Raw genomic sequence first — 17,941 nt, 5'->3', positions numbered from 1 at the left:
GACCTTTCTACAATGGCGAAATGACTGCTAATTGCATCCTCGAACGTGTTGCCGAGACCAAGTCCACCAATGATGATCTTCTGGATCGTTGGCGCTCGGGCCAGTTAATTGACCCTGTAGCCAGAATTGCCTATAGACAAACTGCCGGAAAAGGGAGGGCTGGTCGCGCTTGGTTATCAAATCCAGATGACTCCATCTGCTTTTCCGTTGCCTACCCCTTCAAGAGAAGCCCTGCTCAATTAGCTGGCCTTAGTCTACTAGTGGGCTTAGCGGTAATTGAAGGCATTGCGAGAGCTTGCAATCTAAATAAGTCGCTGCTATTGCAATCTGGTCTTCGTCTGAAGTGGCCAAATGATTTACTGTTAAACAACGCCAAACTTGGCGGAATTTTGATTGAGGGTGGGCAAGCAAAACCGACCGACCCAAGTTGGATGATTGTTGGTATTGGTCTCAATTTACGCAATGCAAGTTCAATAGAAAAAAATCTTCATGAGGTCGGTGTAAAAGTCAGTGCAATTGAGGATCTGTTGCCAAAAAATTCAGAGCTACCAGACGCCGAGTATCTTTGGTTAAGCTTGCTTGATTCCTTAGTGCAACACTTTCAAGACTTTGATACTCAAGGATTTACTCCTTATCAGCAGGCATGGAGCACATGGGACGCCTATGCAAATCAAGCCGTCTGCCTTTCAGGGGCAGGTAAAGAGCCTGTGTATGGGATAGCAAAAGGTATCGGCATGGATGGCGCGCTTTTGCTTGAAAAAGATGAAAAAGTGCTTTCAATTTATGCAGGCGATGTTTCTTTAAGAGTGCAGTCATGAGCCTATATTTAATTTTTGATGTTGGTAATACGCGCCTCAAGTGGGCTGCAGTCGAGTCCACAAAACAACCGTCCGATCAACAGAAAAAATTATGGGATTACTCCGGATCAATTAGCACTCAATCACTAAAATCTCCAGAACATCGCGCGGAGTTGGCTGATTACATCTCTAAAACATTGCCAAAGCCTGATGCAATTGCATTTAGCTGTGTTGCTGGTACAGAGGCAATCCAACAACTCCAGTCTTTATTTCCACAATGGCAAGATATTCAATGGAAACAACTGAGTGGTGATGACGCCTTTGATGGAGTGCGCACACTTTATCAAGACCCAAGTAAATTAGGGGCTGATCGCTGGAGCGCTATTATTGGCGCCCGCTCCCTATCCAAATCAAACGCGCTCATCATCAATGCGGGTACCGCAACGACTATCGACCTACTAGGCTCAAATGGTGTGCACTACGGTGGCTGGATTCTGCCAGGCCTCAGCTTGATGCACCAGAGCCTTGAAGCCAATACAGCGCAGCTACCACTTGCAGTTCGCGATGCATCTGCGCCAGGATTTGGAACATCTACAAACGAAGCCATTATTGGCGGTTGTGATGCGGCACAGATTGGTGCAATTCAATATGCACTAGATCTGGCTAAAAAAATGAATTTGCCAATTGAAAAAATTTGGCTTGATGGGGGCAATGCAAAGACGCTTATGAATCAAATTCAGCAGGCCAATGTACTAAGCACCCCGAAGATTGAAGTCAGTGAAGGCCTGGTGTTACGTGGTGTTTGGGCTTGGCTTTTAAAAAATATCTAAAACCAAAAAGCAAACAATCTTCTATGAACGTATTTTTCCCAATAAGCTAGTAGTTGAGCGCTCATACAAAAATGGGATAGCAATAGCTTTGCCTCCCCATGTTTTTACTAGCTTAGTTTCAGCTAAGATATCGATTTCATAATCTCCACCCTTGACATAAATATCCGGATGAATTTGCTCAATTAAATTCACTGGCGTTTGTTCGGAAAACACAACTACTAAGTCAACACTCTCCAATGCTGCTAGCAATGCTTGACGATCAGCTTCAGTATTGATTGGCCTATCATCACCCTTACCCAACATTTTGACTGAGGCATCTGAATTAACTCCCACCACCAGGCTGGCACCCAGTGCACGTGCCTGAGCGAGATAGCTGGCATGCCCACGATGCAAAATATCAAAGACGCCATTGGTAAAAACAATGGGTCTTGGTAATTTTGAAATACGCTCTTGAAGTTGTGCTGGGGTGCAGACTTTAGATTCAAAAGAGGGCGAAGAATATGTACTCATATTGCAATATTAATAGCTTTGAGTCTTGCCCTGCGATATTCATCAGAATGACTTAGACTTGGCAGGCAAAACAAGAAGAATGGAGACCTTATGAACCCTATAGTAAATCGCCGCTTGACCATTTGGATCTTCCTATTTTTTATTGGATTTTCCCTTTTTAACACCGCACAAGCTGCATCTAGCTGCGGCCCCCTGTTATCCCATACCTTCCCTCGTCTACAAGATGATGCGCCCCAAAACCTCTGCCAATATCAAGGCAAAGTTATTTTGGTTGTTAATACTGCTAGCTTTTGTGGATTTACAAGCCAATATGAGGGGCTTGAAAAAATTTACGCCAAATATAAAGACAAAGGCTTTGTCGTTTTAGGATTCCCATCAAATGATTTTGGGCAACAAGAACCTGGCAGTAACAAAGAAATTGCTGATTTCTGCAAAAACACTTATGACGTCAAATTTCCAATGTTTGCAAAAAGTAGTGTATCTGGAAACAATCCAAATCCATTTTTCAAAATGCTAATTGCAAAAACTGGCACTACACCGAAGTGGAACTTTTACAAATACTTGATCGATCGCAAAGGTAACGTGGTAGATTCCTTCGGTAGCGTTACAAAACCGACAAGCAATTCAATTACTGATCAGATCGAGAAACTTTTAGAGGAAAAAGCGCAGTGAGCAAAAAAAGAATTGCCATCATCGGCGCTGGCATTTCTGGCTTAGGATGCGCATATGCACTTCGCCAGCAACCCAATATAGAACTTACCTTGTATGAGGGCGGGAACCACATTGGCGGGCATAGCAATACTGTTGGCTTCACATATGAGCATGATGGCAAGCAATTGTCTTATGGCGTCGACACTGGTTTTCTAGTTTTCAATCGCAAGACTTATCCTCGCCTAGTAAGGCTCTTTGAAGAGATTCAGGTCCCAATAGCGCCCTCTGAAATGTCTTTTTCGGTTTCCATTGATACCTCTGAAAAAAATCCATCTCACCCCAAACTTGAGTGGGCTGGTAATGACATTAATTCCCTCTTTGGCCAACGATCTAATTTGCTATCGATCTCTTTCTGGCGGATGACTTATGACATCCTGCGCTTCAATCGCATGGCAACTAAATTGGCTCACGATCAAATTGCCGCTGGTCATCAATATTCAGAACCCGATGAAACCATTGCAAGCTTCTTAGATCGGAATCGTTTTAGCCAAAGCTTCAGAGAAAATTATTTCTTGCCGATGATTGGCGCAATTTGGTCATGCTCTGTTGAGCAGATGCTCGAATTTCCTATTCAAACCATGATCCGCTTTTGTCATAATCATGGTCTTTTACAAATTCAGAATCGGCCTCAGTGGCTTACAGTTCAGGGAGGGTCACGTGAATACGTCAAGCGTATCGTACATGCTCTCGAACAAAATCAAGTCGTCATCAAACGCGAGAATGTTTTACGTGTTAATGCAGCTCACGATGGATCTGCTGCGGAAGTTATTAGCGCTTCAGGATCTGCCTTATTTGACGAAGTGGTGATGGCCTGCCATAGCGATCAAACGCTAACTTTGCTTCACGGCATTGATCAAGAAGCCAAAGATATTTTGGCTGCAATTCCATACCAAGAGAATCGCGCCATACTCCACACCGATACCAATTTTCTACCGGAAACGAAACGTTGCTGGGCGGCGTGGAACTACACCGCTAAATCGGGCACTACACCATCGTCCAAGCAACATGTGAGCGTGAACTACCTCATAAACCTTCTACAGCCGCTACCAAAAGAGCTGAAGGACACACAAATCATTGTGAGCTTAAACCCCTCCGCAGAACCCAATCCAAAATTAGTACAACAAGAAATTCAGTATTCACATCCTGTGTTTGATATGAAGGCTATTCAGGCACAAAAAGAATTACCACTTATTCAAGGGACGCACTCAATCTGGTATTGCGGTGCCTGGACCGGATTTGGGTTTCACGAAGATGGATTACGCTCTGGAGAACTCGTTGCAGAGGCATTAGTCGAGAGCCTTCACTCGCCATTAAACACTATGCCAAAGCAAGATACTTGCTAAATGAATCAAGCAAAGATCAACTTTGGAGTAGTCAAGCATAGCCGTTTAAGGCCAGCAAAAAATGCATTCTCATATGGTGTTTTCACCATCTCCATTCCTATGCGGGCACGCAAAGGTGACCCACTCCTTTTGACTGACTCAGGCTTAAACGACAATCGACTAGGCTTATGTTCTTTCTACGATAAAGATCACGGTCGCGGCGAAGCAGATAGCCTTGCATGGATAGAAGGTATTTTGCAGAAATATGGCATCAGCCAAATTGATGGTGAAATTTGGCTGCAGACCTTTCCCAGGGTTCTGGGGTATGTCTTTAATCCCGTCAGTTTTTGGATTTGCACTGGAGCCGATAAAAGAGTCCGCGCAATCTTAGCTGAAGTAAACAATACTTTTGGGGAGCGTCATTGCTATTTGCTGCATAAAGATTCTGGTGAAGCACTTCGATCTGGCGAAACACTCAGCAGCAAAAAGGTATTTCATGTCTCACCATTTTGCGATGTCCGTGGTGAGTACCAATTTCGGTTCTTATTTGCCGAAGATAGCCAATCCAAACGAAACATCCTTGCCAGAATTGAGCTGCATGAAGATGGACTACCGCTCATTAACACCAGCATCAGCGGAATTAGTCGCCCCCTTACTAAATCTGCTCTATATCTAGCTCTATTACGCTACCCCTTGATGAGTCTTGGGGTGATATTTCGTATTCATTGGCAGGCATTGAAATTATGGCTAAAAGGTGTACCCTTTCACTCAAAGCCCAAACCACCCAAGTTTGAAGTTAGCAAATGAATCGCCCAGGACAAAATTTACTTTCACGCCTCAATTTTTCAAACCATAAGAGAGGTGCATCGCATTCACCTAAAGGTGACTACAGCACAAAATTTGTTCTTGGCCTGCTATCCCAGCTAAATAGTGGCTATCTCAAAATGACTTTGCCAGATGGTCAGGTAAAAGAATTTGGCAATAAAGCAGATTCACTGCAAGCTAATATTCAAATCTTCGAGTGGAATGTTTTCAAAGATCTAATGTCTCATGGAGATATTGGTTTTGCAGAAAGCTACATTCGAGGCGAGTGGGATAGTAAGGACTTAAAAGCAATTTTGGAACTTGCCATTCGCAACCGAACCATCCTCGAAAAAGCAATTTACGGCAGCTGGCTTGGATCCATTCTTTACCGTTTGAAGCATTGGTTAAGAGACAACACAAAATCGGGTAGTCGCAAAAATATTCATGCTCACTATGACTTAGGCAATGCCTTCTATAGCCTATGGCTTGACCCTAGCATGAGTTATTCCAGCGCATGGTTTTCTGAAGGCGCGAAGCAAACCCTTGCCGATGCACAAAAGTCCAAAATCAAACGCATCTTAAGCTCTCTCAATACCAAGCCGGGTGATCACATTCTAGAAATAGGTTGTGGCTGGGGCGGAGTTATGGAAGAGGCGTTACTCAGCGGCAAATCAATCACGGGTCTTACTTTGTCTACCGAGCAAAAAGCATTCGCGGAAAATCGACTACAAAATCTCAAATCGCTTTCGAACAACCCGAGTCATTTTGAAGTTCGCCTACAGGACTATCGGGACTGCCAAGAGCAATTTGATGGAATCGCTTCAGTTGAAATGTTTGAGGCTGTGGGTGAAAAACACTGGCCTGAATATTTTCAAACGCTTGCAAAATGCCTGAAATCTGGCGGTAAAGCATGTATTCAAACGATTGTCATCGCCGATCATTTATTTGAACGCTATCGTCACAGCACAGACTTTATTCAACAATATGTATTTCCTGGAGGCATGCTTCCATCACGCGCCAGTTTTAACACTGCTGCTACTAAAGCAGGATTAAAAATCGAAAACGAATTTGCATTTGGAATGGATTACGCCAAAACACTCTGTATTTGGCGCGACAACTTTAATCAAAAACTTCAAGAAATTCGTAATCTTGGCTTCGATGAAGCCTTTATTCGGCTCTGGAATTTTTATCTCATGTACTGCGCTGCAGGGTTTGCCGAGCACAGTATTGATGTTGTGCAATTCACCCTGAGCCACTCATCATCAAAGACATCGCCCGATGCCCTGACCCCATGAAGCAAATAGGAATCAGTAGCTTCTCAGATAAGCGAATATGGATTATTGGCGCCTCCAGCGGTATTGGTGAGGCATGCGCCAAATCATTAATCAACCAAAATGCGCGAGTCATTCTTTCGGGCAGAAGGGTTGAGCGTTTAAATGCGATTGCGCAAGAAGCAAAGGTTGATCAAGCATTGGTAGCCCCGCTAGACGTGACTAATGATGAGCAGCTAGCTACTGCTTATGAAAAGATCATTAATACATGGGGCGGAATCGATTTACTTCTGTTTGTATCAGGCATCTACACTCCGTTGAGAGCCGATGACTTTGATATCCATATTGCCGAACAAACTATTGATGCCAATCTTCTTGGGCCCATGAAAGCGGTAGCACTGGTTCTGCCAAAAATGCTTCAAACCCAAAGAGGAAATATTGCAATAGTGGGTAGTGTTGCTGGCTATAGTGGCCTACCTAAGGCTTTGGCATACGGCCCTAGCAAAGCAGCCATCATCAACTTTTGCGAAATTCTTTACTATGACTTGCTTCCCAAAGGCATCGGAGTGCACATGATTTCTCCAGGCTTTGTGGCAACGGAGGCGACTGCACAGAACGATTTTGAAATGCCCGCCCTAATTAGCGCTGATGAAGCGGCTTCAGAAATATTAAAAGGTATTCAGAAAGGTGAATTTGACATTCACTTTCCAAAACGATTCTCAAGATTTTTGAAATTCCTGAGAATCTTGCCTTATCCGCTCTATTTTTGGATTGTGCGATGCTTCGTCAAAATCTAAGTCCGCTTATTAGGTGGCCTTGATTGATTGCTGCTGGCATGACTACTGCCGATATTTATCTTTGCGGATTTTTTCTTCAAGATAATCCATCACTGCAATCGCTTTAGCCTTGGTGCCGGCAATCGATGGTGAGGTTACATACTTGCCCTGCATCACAATGGTTGGCACACCATCGATGCGATAAGCCTCGGTCAATTGTTTTGCAGCTCTAGCCTTTGAAACGACCGCAAAGGAACGATAGGTTGCAAGGAAAGTATTGCGATCAACGCCCTGTGAAGCAACCCAATCCGCAATTTCAGTTTCGGTGAGTAGACGCTTATTTTCTTTATGCATCGCATACATCACCTTTTCATTAAGTGCATCACCTTTGCCCATCGCCTCAAGAGCGTAGTACAACTGGCTATGCGGCAAGAAATCATCCCGAAATGCCACTGGCACTCTACGGAAAACGACATCCTTAGGTTGGCGTTTAACCCAAGCGCTTAACTCAGGTTCAAAGTCATAACAGTGTGGACAACCATACCAAAAAAACTCAATAACCTCGACCTTGCCTTTTGTCTCCACTGGCTGCGGCACAGGCAGAACTCGATAATCAAAACCTTCTTCAATTTTCTGTGCGTGGACTGCGCCACACAAAAATATCAAGGTAAATGCTAAAAAAATTCGCTTGCTAATTGAGATCATATTTGCAGTTTATTTACTTGTTTTAATAAGAGTAGATTTAATGCCCATACCATTTAATTTATCGCGAGCCGGATTGCTTTCTTCAACACTAGCGTAGGGTCCAGTACGAACACGCCATAAAGTATTGCCATCGCTAGTTACTTCGCTCAATTGCGCCTGAATTCCCTGAATCGCCAAAGCTGCCTTTTGAGCATCTGCGTCAGCACGTTTTGTAAATGCGCCCACTTGTAAGAAATAAATCGCGTCACTCTTTGGTGCTGCTGCAGGGTTAGCCCCGTCCGCTGATTTCTTACCGCTGACTAAATCACCAATTGGGTCGCTAGATGCAGGTGCTGGGAGCTTACCTTGCAAAGGCTTGTTTAAATCTGGCTGCTCAGCCGGAGCAGCCGCCTCACCCTCAGCTGGAGTTACAGGTTTAATTGTCATCGGCAAATTCGGCGCACGGACTCCAGGTCTCTCTTGCGGAGTATTTTTAGAAAGATAGAAGGCAATTACAAAAGCAATTCCTAGTCCTGCACCCAAGCCAAGCACAAAGCCCAGAATGGTTCCGCCATACTGGGAATTGCGATTTAAAGTACCCGTATTGGAGTCTATGTTTTGCTTTTTGAAGCTTGCTAGTTGATTCGGTTTTTTCATCATATCCTCATCTTACATATTCACTTCATTCATTGCTACTACATCTTTGCTGGAGCGGATACCCCTAAGACTCTCAACCCATTTTGTAGAACCTGACGTGTTGCCGATAGCAAAGCAAGGCGTGCAAGCTTTAATGCCTCATCATCTACCAATACGCGATCAGCGTTGTAAAAGGTATGGAAATCGCCAGCCAAGTCACGCAGGTAAAAAGCAAGGGCATGTGGGGCTAGCTCTGCTGCCGCATTGGTTAAAACCTCTGGATACTCTGCCAAACGTCTTAATAAATGATCAGATGCCTTACTTTGCAACAAAGACAAATCGGCATTAGTTAATTGAGCGGGCTTGCCACCCCATTGTTGCAAGATTGAGCTAATGCGTGCATGCGCGTACTGCACATAGAACACTGGGTTCTCATCATTTTGCGCAAGCGCTAAATCAATATCAAATACAAATTCAGTATCGGCCTTGCGAGATATCAAGAAGAAACGAACCGCGTCGCGCCCACGCTGCAATGCTAACCCTCTTTCTTCAGGAGTCATTTCTGGAGTAACCCCACCAGACCACTCAATTAGATCGCGCACAGTCACATAAGAACCTGCGCGTTTTGAAATCTTTACTTCTTCACCATGACGCATCACAGTAACCATCTTATGCAAAACATAGTCTGGGTAGGTCTTTGGAATATCCCAGCCACGCTTCTGCGCTACGCCCTGCAAACCAGAGCGAACACGTGCGATCGTTCCATGATGATCGCTGCCTTGAACGTTAATCACTTTGTCAAAGCCACGATTCCATTTGCTGGTGTGATAAGCCACGTCTGGAACAAAATAAGTAAAGCTGCCATCTGACTTTCGCATCACGCGATCTTTATCATCGCCATCATCAGTTGTTCTGAGCCAAAGCGCGCCATCAGCCTCATAGGTTTTTCCGATCGCCTGCAAATCTTGAACGATCTGATCGACACTACCATCGGTATATAAGGATGACTCCAAATAGTAACAATCGAACTTAACGCCGAATGTCTTCAAATCAATATCTTGCTCGTTGCGTAAATATGCCACTGCAAACTTACGAATCGACTCTAGATCATCTTGATATTCGGGCGACGCTTTAAAAGCAGAAGCAATTTCTGCGATATATTCACCGTTGTATGCTTGCTCAGGCCAATTGGCATCCCCTGGCTTTAAACCATGCAAGCGTGCTTGAACAGACAAAGCAAGATTAGCGATTTGCACGCCAGCATCGTTGTAGTAGAACTCACGATGTACTTTTACTCCTTGGGTAGCCAATAAATTGGCTAGAGCATCGCCTAGGGCGGCCTGTCTACCATGTCCAACATGTAGAGGGCCCGTTGGGTTTGCTGAAACAAACTCAATCATGGCACTACTAACCTGTCTAGAGCCTTGGGTAACTTCGCCAAAATGAACGCCAGAGGAGAGAATCTCCCCAACAACTGCGGTTTTGGCTTGGTTACTCAATCGAAAATTAATGAAGCCAGGTCCCGCGATTTCGCAGGATGAAATCAATTGATCGAAGCCCGCCTGTTTTTGCAATCTATCAACTAGGGCTTGGGCCAAATCTCGCGGATTGAGCTTCCACGCCTTTGAAAGCTGGAGGGCGATATTACATGCCACATCCCCATGATCGACCACCTTTGGTCTTTCTAAACGGGGGGTTGGGGCATCATCTAAGCCACGCTCCTGAGCTAGGCCTTTTAGAGCCAAACTCAACATATCAATTAAACGGTTTTTATTGGTCTGCAACATAGTTAAGTGAGTTTATCAGGTGGTAAGCTGTTGAAATGATCTATCAATTTCGCTCTAAAGCTGGTCCAGATGTCATCATGCTGGCTGATCTGACCAAGCGAATCTTCGATATCTTGGGTCGCCCGCTTGAGCCTAGGGGAATATTGACTGAGGAGCAATTGCCCGCCCTGATCACAGCCCTAGAAACCGCCATCTTGAATGATCTAGAGGAGCGCAAAAAAGTAGGCGAAAACAAAGATAGCGAATCTGAGAAACCCAAGCTAGCTGATCGACTTGGTCAAAGGGCGTATCCATTTTTAGAACTCATGAAGCAGGCTCGAGCAAAAAACGAATCTGTCATGTGGGGCGTTTAATCCACCAAGCTCGCAAGCTGACGACGCACATCATCAACTGACTGGCCACGACGTTTTGCTAAATCTTCAAGCTGCTCAGAGGTAATTTTTCCAACATTGAAATATTGGGCGTCTGGATGAGCCAAATAGAAACCACTTACGCTTGAGGCTGGGTTCATTGCTAGCGATTCGGTAAGAGTCATACCAATATCTTCAGACCCAATTACACGAAGCAAATCCTCCTTCACTTCATGCGCAGGGCAAGCAGGATATCCAGGCGCCGGACGAATACCGCGATATTCCTCATTAATCATTTGATCATTAGTCAGCAGCTCATCAGTTGCGTAGCCCCATAAATCCGTACGAACGCGATGATGCATTAATTCGGCAAAAGCTTCGGCCAAGCGATCTGCTAGCGCCTTCAACATAATGGCGCTGTAATCATCATGCTTTGCCTGAAACTCAGCCACTTTCTTTTCAACACCGTGGCCAGTAGTTACCGCGAAACAACCAACGTAATCTGCAACACTACTATCTTTTGGTGCAACATAATCCGCTAAGCAACGATTCGGCCTACGAACGCCATCGATCACTGGACGCTCTGATTGTTGACGCAAGTTATGCCAAACAAACAAAGGGCGTTTGCGCTCTTCATCGCTATACAAAACAATGTCATCACCAACTGTATTGGCAGGATAAAAAGCAACCACGCCATCCGCTTGTAGCCACTGACCTTTAATCAGCTTATCTAACATGCTCTGAGCATCGGCATAAACCTTACGCGCCTCTTCGCCAACTACTTCATCATCTAAGATCGCTGGGAATTTTCCCGCTAAATCCCAGGTCTGAAAGAATGGGGTCCAATCAATGTACTTGGCAATATCACTAAGAGCAAAATTCTTAAAGACGCGACGTCCAATAAATTTTGGCCTCTCCGGGACATATGCTGACCAATTAATCATCTCGCGATTTTTGCGCGCTTCCTCCAGCGAGATGCTTGGTGTTGCTTTCTTATTTGCATGCTGCTCACGAATACGGGCATAGTCATCGCGCAACTCTTGGATAAATTTCTTTGCGCTCTCGTCTGATAATAGGCTTGCTGCCACAGATACGGAGCGAGATGCATCAGGCACATAGACCACTGGGCCATCATAGTGAGGCGCAATCTTTACAGCGGTATGAACCCGTGAAGTCGTAGCGCCACCAATCATCAACGGAATTTGACGAGAACGGAAATACTCATCTCGCTGCATCTCTTGTGCAACGTATGTCATTTCCTCTAGTGATGGTGTAATTAATCCTGAGAGGCCAACAATGTCGGCATTCTCCTCTTTGGCACGCTTCAAGATTTCTGCGCACGGAACCATTACGCCCATATTGGCTACTTCAAAGTTATTGCACTGAAGTACTACCGTCACAATATTCTTTCCAATATCGTGAACGTCGCCTTTAACAGTAGCCATCACAATCTTGCCTTTAGCCTTGGCTTCGCCACCAGCCGCAATATGCTGGCGCTTTTCTTCCTCAATGTAGGGAATCAAAATTGCAACAGCCTGCTTCATCACACGCGCACTCTTCACCACCTGAGGCAAGAACATTTTGCCGGCGCCAAACAAATCACCCACAACATTCATACCATCCATCAGCGGGCCTTCAATGACCTCGATTGGTCGACCACCTGCGCCCATGATCTCCGCACGCAATGCTTCGGTATCTTCTTCGATGAATGTCGTAATGCCGTGCACTAATGCATGGGTTAAACGCTCGCGAACGGGCGCCTCACGCCATACTAAATTCTCAACCTGCTTAGTGCCATCACCTTTAAATTGATCAGCAATAGCCAAGAGTCTCTCGGTTGGCGTTTGACCTTCTTTTTCTTTAAAACGATTGAGAACTACGTCTTCAACACGCTCACGCAATTCCGGATCGAGATCTGCATAGACGCCCAGCTGACCAGCATTGACGATACCCATGTCCATGCCAGCCTGAATGGCATGGTAAAGAAATACTGTGTGAATTGCCTCTCGTACTCGATCATTCCCACGGAAAGAAAAGCTCACATTTGAAACGCCGCCACTGACCTTGGCTCCAGGAAGATTCTCTTTTATCCAACGAGTAGCATTAATAAAATCCACGGCATAGTTATCATGCTCTTCAATACCGGTCGCAATCGCAAAGATATTAGGATCAAAAATAATGTCTTCAGCAGGAAAACCAATTTCGTTTACCAGAATGTCATAGCTTCGCTGACAAATTTCAATCTTGCGTTGGAAAGTATCTGCCTGCCCTGCTTCATCAAATGCCATTACGACCGTTGCGGCTCCATAGCGACGTATCAGAGCAGCTTGTTTACGGAAAGGCTCCTCGCCCTCCTTCATAGAAATCGAATTAACGATGGGCTTGCCCTGTATGCACTTCAAACCCGCCTCAATCACACTCCATTTTGAGGAGTCAATCATGATGGGCACGCGAGCAATATCAGGCTCAGACGCAATGAGATTAAGAAAGCGCGTCATTGCCGCTTCAGAATCAAGCATTGCCTCATCCATATTGATGTCAATGACTTGGGCACCATTTTCAACTTGTTGGCGCGCTACCGCGAGCGCTTCATCAAATTGATTATTCAGAATCATTCGTGCAAACGCTTTAGAACCCGTCACATTGGTACGCTCTCCAATATTGACGAAGCCTACATCCGTAGTCACATTAAATGGCTCTAATCCAGAAAGCTTCATTGCTGGAATCATTTGCTTCTGATTTTTGTTTTCTACCTTACTCATACTTCTTCAGCCTCTTCGCGATAGAAAACTCTCGGCTTACGTTTTGCAACAGCATTCGCAATCGCGCGAATATGATCGGGCGTGGTGCCACAACAACCACCCACTAGGTTCACAAGCCCATCCTTTGCAAAACCATCTACTAACCCCGAAGTAATTTCAGGAGTCTCATCAAATCCTGTGTCACTCATCGGGTTAGGTAAACCTGCATTTGGATAGCAAGACACTGCCGCATCGCAAATACGGGCTAGCTCGGCAATATAAGGGCGCATTAAGGCTGCACCAAGAGCGCAGTTGAGCCCAAAGGTCAATGGCTTAATGTGGCGCAAACTATTCCAGAATGCCTCAACGGTTTGCCCAGAAAGAATTCTTCCGGAGGCATCCGTTACCGTTCCAGAAATCATGACTGGCAAACGCTCGCCTGTCTCTTCAAAAAATTCATCAAGCGCAAACAATGCCGCTTTTGCATTCAGAGTATCGAAAATGGTTTCAACTAAAAATAAATCCACTCCGCCAGCAAAGAGTCCTTCGATTTGTTCGCGATATGAAGCGCGTAAAGCATCAAAAGTAATATTGCGAGCGCCTGGATCATTTACATCAGGAGAAATACTTGCAGTTTTTGGAGTTGGGCCAATCGCACCAGCAGCAAAGCGTGGCTTATCCGCGGTACTGTATTTATCACAAGCAGCGCGTGCAAGTTTTGCTGAGACTTCATTCATCTCTCGCGCCAGGCCAGGCATTTTGTAATCCTCTTGAGCTACTGAGGTTGCGCCAAAAGTATTTGTTTCAATAATGTCGGCGCCCGCATCTAAATACTTCTCATGAATCTCACTAATAATTTGAGGTTGCGTCAGTACCAATAACTCATTATTTCCCTTGAGATCACCAGGGTGCTCTGCAAAACGAGTATTGCCAGGTAAACCACGGTAATCGGCTTCAGTTAACTTATATTGCTGAATCATGGTTCCCATCGCGCCATCCAATATGAGGATGCGCTGCTTTAAAAGCTCAGGAAGCGCCTTGCCACGGGTGTAAGGCTGGGACAAACCATTAAATTGCATTGCTTAACCGGGATTGATCTCTAGAATCCCTTATTCTATTGGAAAAGCCACTTTTTATTTACCTTGGAGCCGCCATGTTTGGAACCATTCCCGAATTCAATCAAAGTCTTGAGATGTTTAAAACCATGTGGGGACAGGGCGCAGCAGGCCAAGCTGGACAGTTTCCTTTCACCACAGATGCCTCAAAAGCGGCTGGTGGCTTAGGAGCCGCCTTTCCAGGCATGGATATCGAGGAACTTGAGAAACGTATCAAGGATCTGAAAAGCGTTGAAAACTGGCTCAATCTCAACCTCAATATTCTGAAGTCGACGATTCAGGGGCTGGAAGTACAGCATGCAACGATGATGGCCCTGAAATCATTTGGGGATGCAGTCTCTGCGGCAAGCGCTGCAGCCACACCCAAATCGGAGTCTAGCGAGAGTCCTAAAACAACAAAAGCTAAACCGCGCAAAACCGCAACACGCCGTCCTCGCAAAGTTGGCGATCCAACTTACCTCGACGAAGTAGGTAATTCAGATGAGCAATAGCCTCGCCCATTGCAAAAGTGAGTTGATGAATATCGAGTTCTCGCTTAAATAACACTGGAACAATTTCGCGAGCAGTAATTGGCTTTTGGCATGCTCCCAATGCGTCGGCCAAGCGCTCATCATGGTGAGCATTTAACTGCGCAATTCTGGGCCTAATTCCAACAAAAGGTTTGCCATGGGATGGCAGTACTAATGTGTCATCCGGTAAAGGCAAATACTTTGCCAGAGATTGCAGGTACAAGCCCAATGGATCTGCATCGGGGTCCGCATCATAAACGCTGACGTTCGTAGAGATCCGCGGCAACAGCATATCCCCTGAAATCAATACCTTCAAGTTTTTACAAAATAGTGATGCATGCTCTGGCGCATGCCCATAACCCATAATGACTTGCCAATCATTTCCGCCAATGGAAATGCACTCGCCATCAAGGATGCGGCGATATTGGCGGGGCACACCAGGAACCATATTGCTGTAGTAGTTTGATCGTGCCCGAATTTTTTCCAGATCCTCTGGTGCGGTTAAACCATGCTTTTGAAAATGATCGGCAGAACCACCGCCACCTGCACGCGCACCAACAGCTGCACCACCTTCTTTGCAACTTAACCATTGCGCCGTCAAATAGTCGGTCATTGAGATCCACAAAGGAGCATTCCATTTCTCACATAACCATTGAGACAAACCAACATGATCTGGGTGCATATGCGTCACAATCACACGCAATACTGGCAAGCCCTCTAATTGAGTTGCAAAAATAGCCTCCCACGATGCTTTCGTTTCATCATTGGCAATACCGCAGTCCACAATTGTCCAGCCCTCAACCCCATTGAATTGATCGTGCAATAACCAAAGATTAATATGGTCTAAAGCAAAAGGGAGCCGCATGCGCAACCAACGAACTCCAGGGGCAACCTCGATGCTTTGACCAACTGGTGGAAGCAGATCGCCTAATGGATAATGAATGGCGGCCTCATTTGTGGTTTGCTGTTGATTACTCATATTCATATTTCTTGTTTATTGCATTAAGGATCGTATTGACACCGATTCCATCACCCTGCGTTAATTGGTGCGACATTAACCCCGAAAATGGCTATTGTCGCGGCTGTTATCGCACGCTTTCTGAAATCGCAGATTGGTCGGAACTGCCGAATGATGACAAGCTGAAAATTTGGGAGACAATCACTGCTCGAAAGTTACAAGCCATTGAGTGAGCGACTCTGCCCATCACCCGTTAGCGATTCACATCCACAATCAAACGACCACGCACATTGCCAAGCATCAACTCCTGCGCATACTTTAAAGATTCTTCCAAAGTAATTTCTTGAGAAATTTCATCAAGCGTCTTCAAATCCACTAATTTACTTAACTGCTCATAAGCGGCAATTCGTTTTTCACGTGGCACTGTAACGCTATTAATTCCATAAAGAGTTACACCTCGCAAAATAAATGGGGCGACGCTAGAGGGAAAGTCCATTCCCTGAGCAAGCCCGCAAGCAGCTACTGCACCATTACTCTTGGTTTGTGCACAAGCATTTGCAAGGGTATGACTACCAACACTGTCTAGTACCGCAGCCCAACGCTCTTTAGCTAAAGGTTTGCCTGGTGCTGACAAGCTTGCACGATCAATGACTTCGCTAGCGCCTAGTTTTTTTAAGTAATCCGCTTCAGCCATCCGCCCAGTACTAGCAACTACCGTAAACCCGAGCTTACTTAACAAAGTGATTGCAAAGCTGCCGACGCCACCCGCTGCACCGGTGACCAAAACTTCCCCATCACTTGGCTTGAGTCCATGCTTTAGCAAAGCCATTACACACAGCATGGCGGTATATCCAGCAGTGCCAATAGCAAGGGCTTGCTTTGCGGTAAATCCTTTTGGTAACGGAATAAGCCATTCTGATTTAACGCGAGCCTGCTGAGCTAAACCACCCCAATGACCTTCTCCGACTCCCCAACCATTTAAAAGGACCATATCGCCTGCCTTGAAGTCAGGACTAGCGCTCTCAACGACCTCTCCCGCAAAGTCAATCCCAGGAACCATAGGGAAGCTTCGCACAACAGGGCCTTTACCAGTAATAGCCAAACCATCCTTGTAATTAAGGGTGGAATACAGAACTTTTACCCTGACATCACCCTCTGGAAGACTGGCTTCATCAGCCTGGCCAAGCTCAGCTCTATATCCTTGGTCATCCTTGTTAATCAAGATTGCTTTAAACATGTCTCTTTCCCCGTTTCTTTTTCTGTATGGGGAGCTTTTCCCCACAGCTTTTACGTAATAGGTTTATCCTAACGAGCATTGTCGATTATGGAGGTTTCCATGAAAAAAATTCTACTATTAACCGCAACTTCTAGCTTATTGCTCGCAGGTTGTTATTCCACTGAAATTAACATGTCAATGGGCAATATGCGCCTGATCACTTCTAGCGCAAGTCCGCAAGATGTCATGGATTTTGCTACCAAGGCCTGTAAAAACGATTTTTATGAGGGCGCTAGCTTTCTATCCAAGGCTGGCAAAGAGTATCGCTTTAAATGTGTAAAGGCTGAAGAAAACGAGGTATTGATTCCAATTCCAGGCACTACGATTGAATCAACACCTAAAACAGACAGCAAGTAAAGAAAGATGGCCCCATTTACATCGCAAGAGCTTCGCAAAGGATTCGCATCTTTTGCCACTGGGGTCACTGTCATCACCTGCGTCGATGAAGAGCAAAATCCACACGGCATCACGATTAGCTCATTTAATACCGTCTCCTTAGAACCACCATTAATTCTGTGGAGTCTTAAGAAGCATTCTCGCTTTATGCCCTGGGTCGAAGTTGGCAAAAAGCATTTGATACACGTGTTAGAGCGCTCCCAAGAGTCTCTAGCAATGCACTTCGCAACAGTCAAAGTAAATCAATTTGACCAAATTGGTCATCAACGCACCGATAGTGGCTTAACGCAAATTAAAGACTGTGTAGCCTACTATGAATGCGAAACTGTTTCGGTTCATACGGGTGGCGATCACAACATTATTGTTGCCAAAGTGATTCAATTAAAAAATCATCCTGAAAAAGAACCTCTCATATTTGCAAGCAGCAAATTCGTTGGCTTGGATTTTTCTAAAGCTAAATCTAGCTAA

20 protein-coding genes are annotated in these 17,941 nt (G+C 45.2%); 12 read left to right on the top strand and 8 right to left on the bottom strand.

The genetic code is table 11. From position 1 onward, the window contains the following. Positions 1-20 precede the first annotated feature (20 nt). Entirely contained in the window at positions 21-818 is a 798-nt protein-coding gene (locus ICV39_RS03475) for a biotin--[acetyl-CoA-carboxylase] ligase (protein WP_215390496.1), read from the top strand. Then, the gene (locus ICV39_RS03470) at positions 815-1,627 is read left to right on the top strand and encodes a type III pantothenate kinase (RefSeq protein ID WP_215390495.1); all 813 of its coding nucleotides are present in this window, start codon (positions 815-817) and stop codon (positions 1,625-1,627) included. Before ICV39_RS03475 ends, ICV39_RS03470 begins: the two co-directional genes overlap by 4 nt. A 21-nt stretch (positions 1,628-1,648) precedes the next feature. On the opposite strand, the gene rfaE2 is transcribed toward ICV39_RS03470, so the two are convergent. Then, positions 1,649-2,137: a D-glycero-beta-D-manno-heptose 1-phosphate adenylyltransferase gene (gene rfaE2 / locus ICV39_RS03465; protein WP_215390494.1), complete on the bottom strand. Its 489-nt coding sequence runs from the start codon at positions 2,135-2,137 to the stop codon at positions 1,649-1,651. A 90-nt stretch (positions 2,138-2,227) separates the two neighbouring features. Between rfaE2 and ICV39_RS03460 the strand changes: the two genes are divergently transcribed. From ICV39_RS03460 to ICV39_RS03440, 5 genes are read left to right on the top strand one after another with little or no spacing between them, the layout of a single operon-like run. Then, positions 2,228-2,809, top strand: coding sequence for a glutathione peroxidase (locus ICV39_RS03460; protein ID WP_251372723.1), 582 nt, complete (start codon positions 2,228-2,230; stop codon positions 2,807-2,809). Beyond that, positions 2,806-4,191 carry an NAD(P)/FAD-dependent oxidoreductase gene (locus ICV39_RS03455; protein ID WP_215390493.1) on the top strand — a complete coding sequence of 462 codons (1,386 nt, stop codon included), beginning with the start codon at positions 2,806-2,808 and terminating at the stop codon, positions 4,189-4,191. The genes ICV39_RS03460 and ICV39_RS03455 overlap by 4 nt, the downstream gene beginning before the upstream one ends. After that, the gene (locus ICV39_RS03450; RefSeq protein ID WP_215390492.1) at positions 4,192-4,977 is read left to right on the top strand and encodes a DUF1365 domain-containing protein; all 786 of its coding nucleotides are present in this window, start codon (positions 4,192-4,194) and stop codon (positions 4,975-4,977) included. Next, positions 4,974-6,269 (top strand): cyclopropane-fatty-acyl-phospholipid synthase family protein, encoded by a 1,296-nt coding sequence (locus ICV39_RS03445; protein ID WP_215390491.1) that lies wholly within the window; start codon positions 4,974-4,976, stop codon positions 6,267-6,269. Before ICV39_RS03450 ends, ICV39_RS03445 begins: the two co-directional genes overlap by 4 nt. Beyond that, positions 6,266-7,042: an SDR family oxidoreductase gene (locus ICV39_RS03440; protein ID WP_215390490.1), complete on the top strand. Its 777-nt coding sequence runs from the start codon at positions 6,266-6,268 to the stop codon at positions 7,040-7,042. The genes ICV39_RS03445 and ICV39_RS03440 overlap by 4 nt, the downstream gene beginning before the upstream one ends. 42 nt (positions 7,043-7,084) lie before the next feature. On the opposite strand, the gene ICV39_RS03435 is transcribed toward ICV39_RS03440, so the two are convergent. The 3 genes from ICV39_RS03435 to argS are packed head-to-tail and all read right to left on the bottom strand — an operon-like array spanning position 7,085 to position 10,128. After that, positions 7,085-7,726 (bottom strand): thiol:disulfide interchange protein DsbA/DsbL, encoded by a 642-nt coding sequence (locus tag ICV39_RS03435; RefSeq protein ID WP_215390489.1) that lies wholly within the window; start codon positions 7,724-7,726, stop codon positions 7,085-7,087. 9 nt (positions 7,727-7,735) lie between these two features. Continuing rightward, complete coding sequence (locus ICV39_RS03430) at positions 7,736-8,365, bottom strand: SPOR domain-containing protein (RefSeq protein ID WP_215390488.1); 630 nt, start codon at positions 8,363-8,365, stop codon at positions 7,736-7,738. A gap of 35 nt (positions 8,366-8,400) precedes the next feature. Then, a complete protein-coding gene (gene argS / locus ICV39_RS03425; protein WP_215390487.1) occupies positions 8,401-10,128 on the bottom strand; it encodes an arginine--tRNA ligase in 1,728 nt (575 codons plus the stop codon). Between the two features lie 35 nt (positions 10,129-10,163). On the opposite strand from argS, the gene ICV39_RS03420 reads away from it, so the two are divergent. Further along, complete coding sequence (locus tag ICV39_RS03420; protein ID WP_215390486.1) at positions 10,164-10,481, top strand: DUF1840 domain-containing protein; 318 nt, start codon at positions 10,164-10,166, stop codon at positions 10,479-10,481. Here the strand turns inward: ICV39_RS03420 and metH are convergent. Together metH and ICV39_RS03410 are read right to left on the bottom strand one after the other, a co-directional pair. Next, entirely contained in the window at positions 10,478-13,240 is a 2,763-nt protein-coding gene (gene metH / locus ICV39_RS03415; protein ID WP_215390485.1) for a methionine synthase, read from the bottom strand. The genes ICV39_RS03420 and metH overlap by 4 nt on opposite strands. Further along, a complete protein-coding gene (locus ICV39_RS03410; protein ID WP_215390484.1) occupies positions 13,237-14,298 on the bottom strand; it encodes a homocysteine S-methyltransferase family protein in 1,062 nt (353 codons plus the stop codon). The genes metH and ICV39_RS03410 overlap by 4 nt, the downstream gene beginning before the upstream one ends. Before the next feature lie 74 nt (positions 14,299-14,372). Between ICV39_RS03410 and ICV39_RS03405 the strand changes: the two genes are divergently transcribed. Next, on the top strand, positions 14,373-14,825 hold the full coding sequence (locus tag ICV39_RS03405; RefSeq protein WP_215390483.1) for a PhaM family polyhydroxyalkanoate granule multifunctional regulatory protein: 453 nt from the start codon (positions 14,373-14,375) through the stop codon (positions 14,823-14,825). On the opposite strand, the gene ICV39_RS03400 is transcribed toward ICV39_RS03405, so the two are convergent. Beyond that, positions 14,737-15,822, bottom strand: coding sequence for an MBL fold metallo-hydrolase (locus ICV39_RS03400; protein ID WP_215390482.1), 1,086 nt, complete (start codon positions 15,820-15,822; stop codon positions 14,737-14,739). The genes ICV39_RS03405 and ICV39_RS03400 overlap by 89 nt on opposite strands. Here ICV39_RS03400 and ICV39_RS03395 point away from each other — a divergent pair. Next, positions 15,774-16,034, top strand: coding sequence for a DUF1289 domain-containing protein (locus tag ICV39_RS03395; RefSeq protein WP_251372722.1), 261 nt, complete (start codon positions 15,774-15,776; stop codon positions 16,032-16,034). The two genes, ICV39_RS03400 and ICV39_RS03395, sit on opposite strands and share 49 nt — an antisense overlap. Before the next feature lie 20 nt (positions 16,035-16,054). Here ICV39_RS03395 and ICV39_RS03390 read toward each other — a convergent pair whose 3' ends face one another. Continuing rightward, complete coding sequence (locus ICV39_RS03390; RefSeq protein WP_215390480.1) at positions 16,055-17,038, bottom strand: MDR family oxidoreductase; 984 nt, start codon at positions 17,036-17,038, stop codon at positions 16,055-16,057. Between the two features lie 99 nt (positions 17,039-17,137). On the opposite strand from ICV39_RS03390, the gene ICV39_RS03385 reads away from it, so the two are divergent. Both ICV39_RS03385 and ICV39_RS03380 read left to right on the top strand, forming a co-directional pair. Continuing rightward, entirely contained in the window at positions 17,138-17,434 is a 297-nt protein-coding gene (locus tag ICV39_RS03385) for a hypothetical protein (RefSeq protein ID WP_215390479.1), read from the top strand. Between the two features lie 6 nt (positions 17,435-17,440). After that, positions 17,441-17,941 (top strand): flavin reductase family protein, encoded by a 501-nt coding sequence (locus ICV39_RS03380; RefSeq protein ID WP_215390478.1) that lies wholly within the window; start codon positions 17,441-17,443, stop codon positions 17,939-17,941.

The organism is Polynucleobacter sp. MWH-UH25E (assembly GCF_018687095.1).
In the GTDB taxonomy this organism is placed as follows: Bacteria; Pseudomonadota; Gammaproteobacteria; order Burkholderiales; family Burkholderiaceae; genus Polynucleobacter.
The sequence above is the reverse complement of the archived record's forward strand: the minus strand, read 5'-3'. Positions and strand labels throughout refer to the sequence as shown.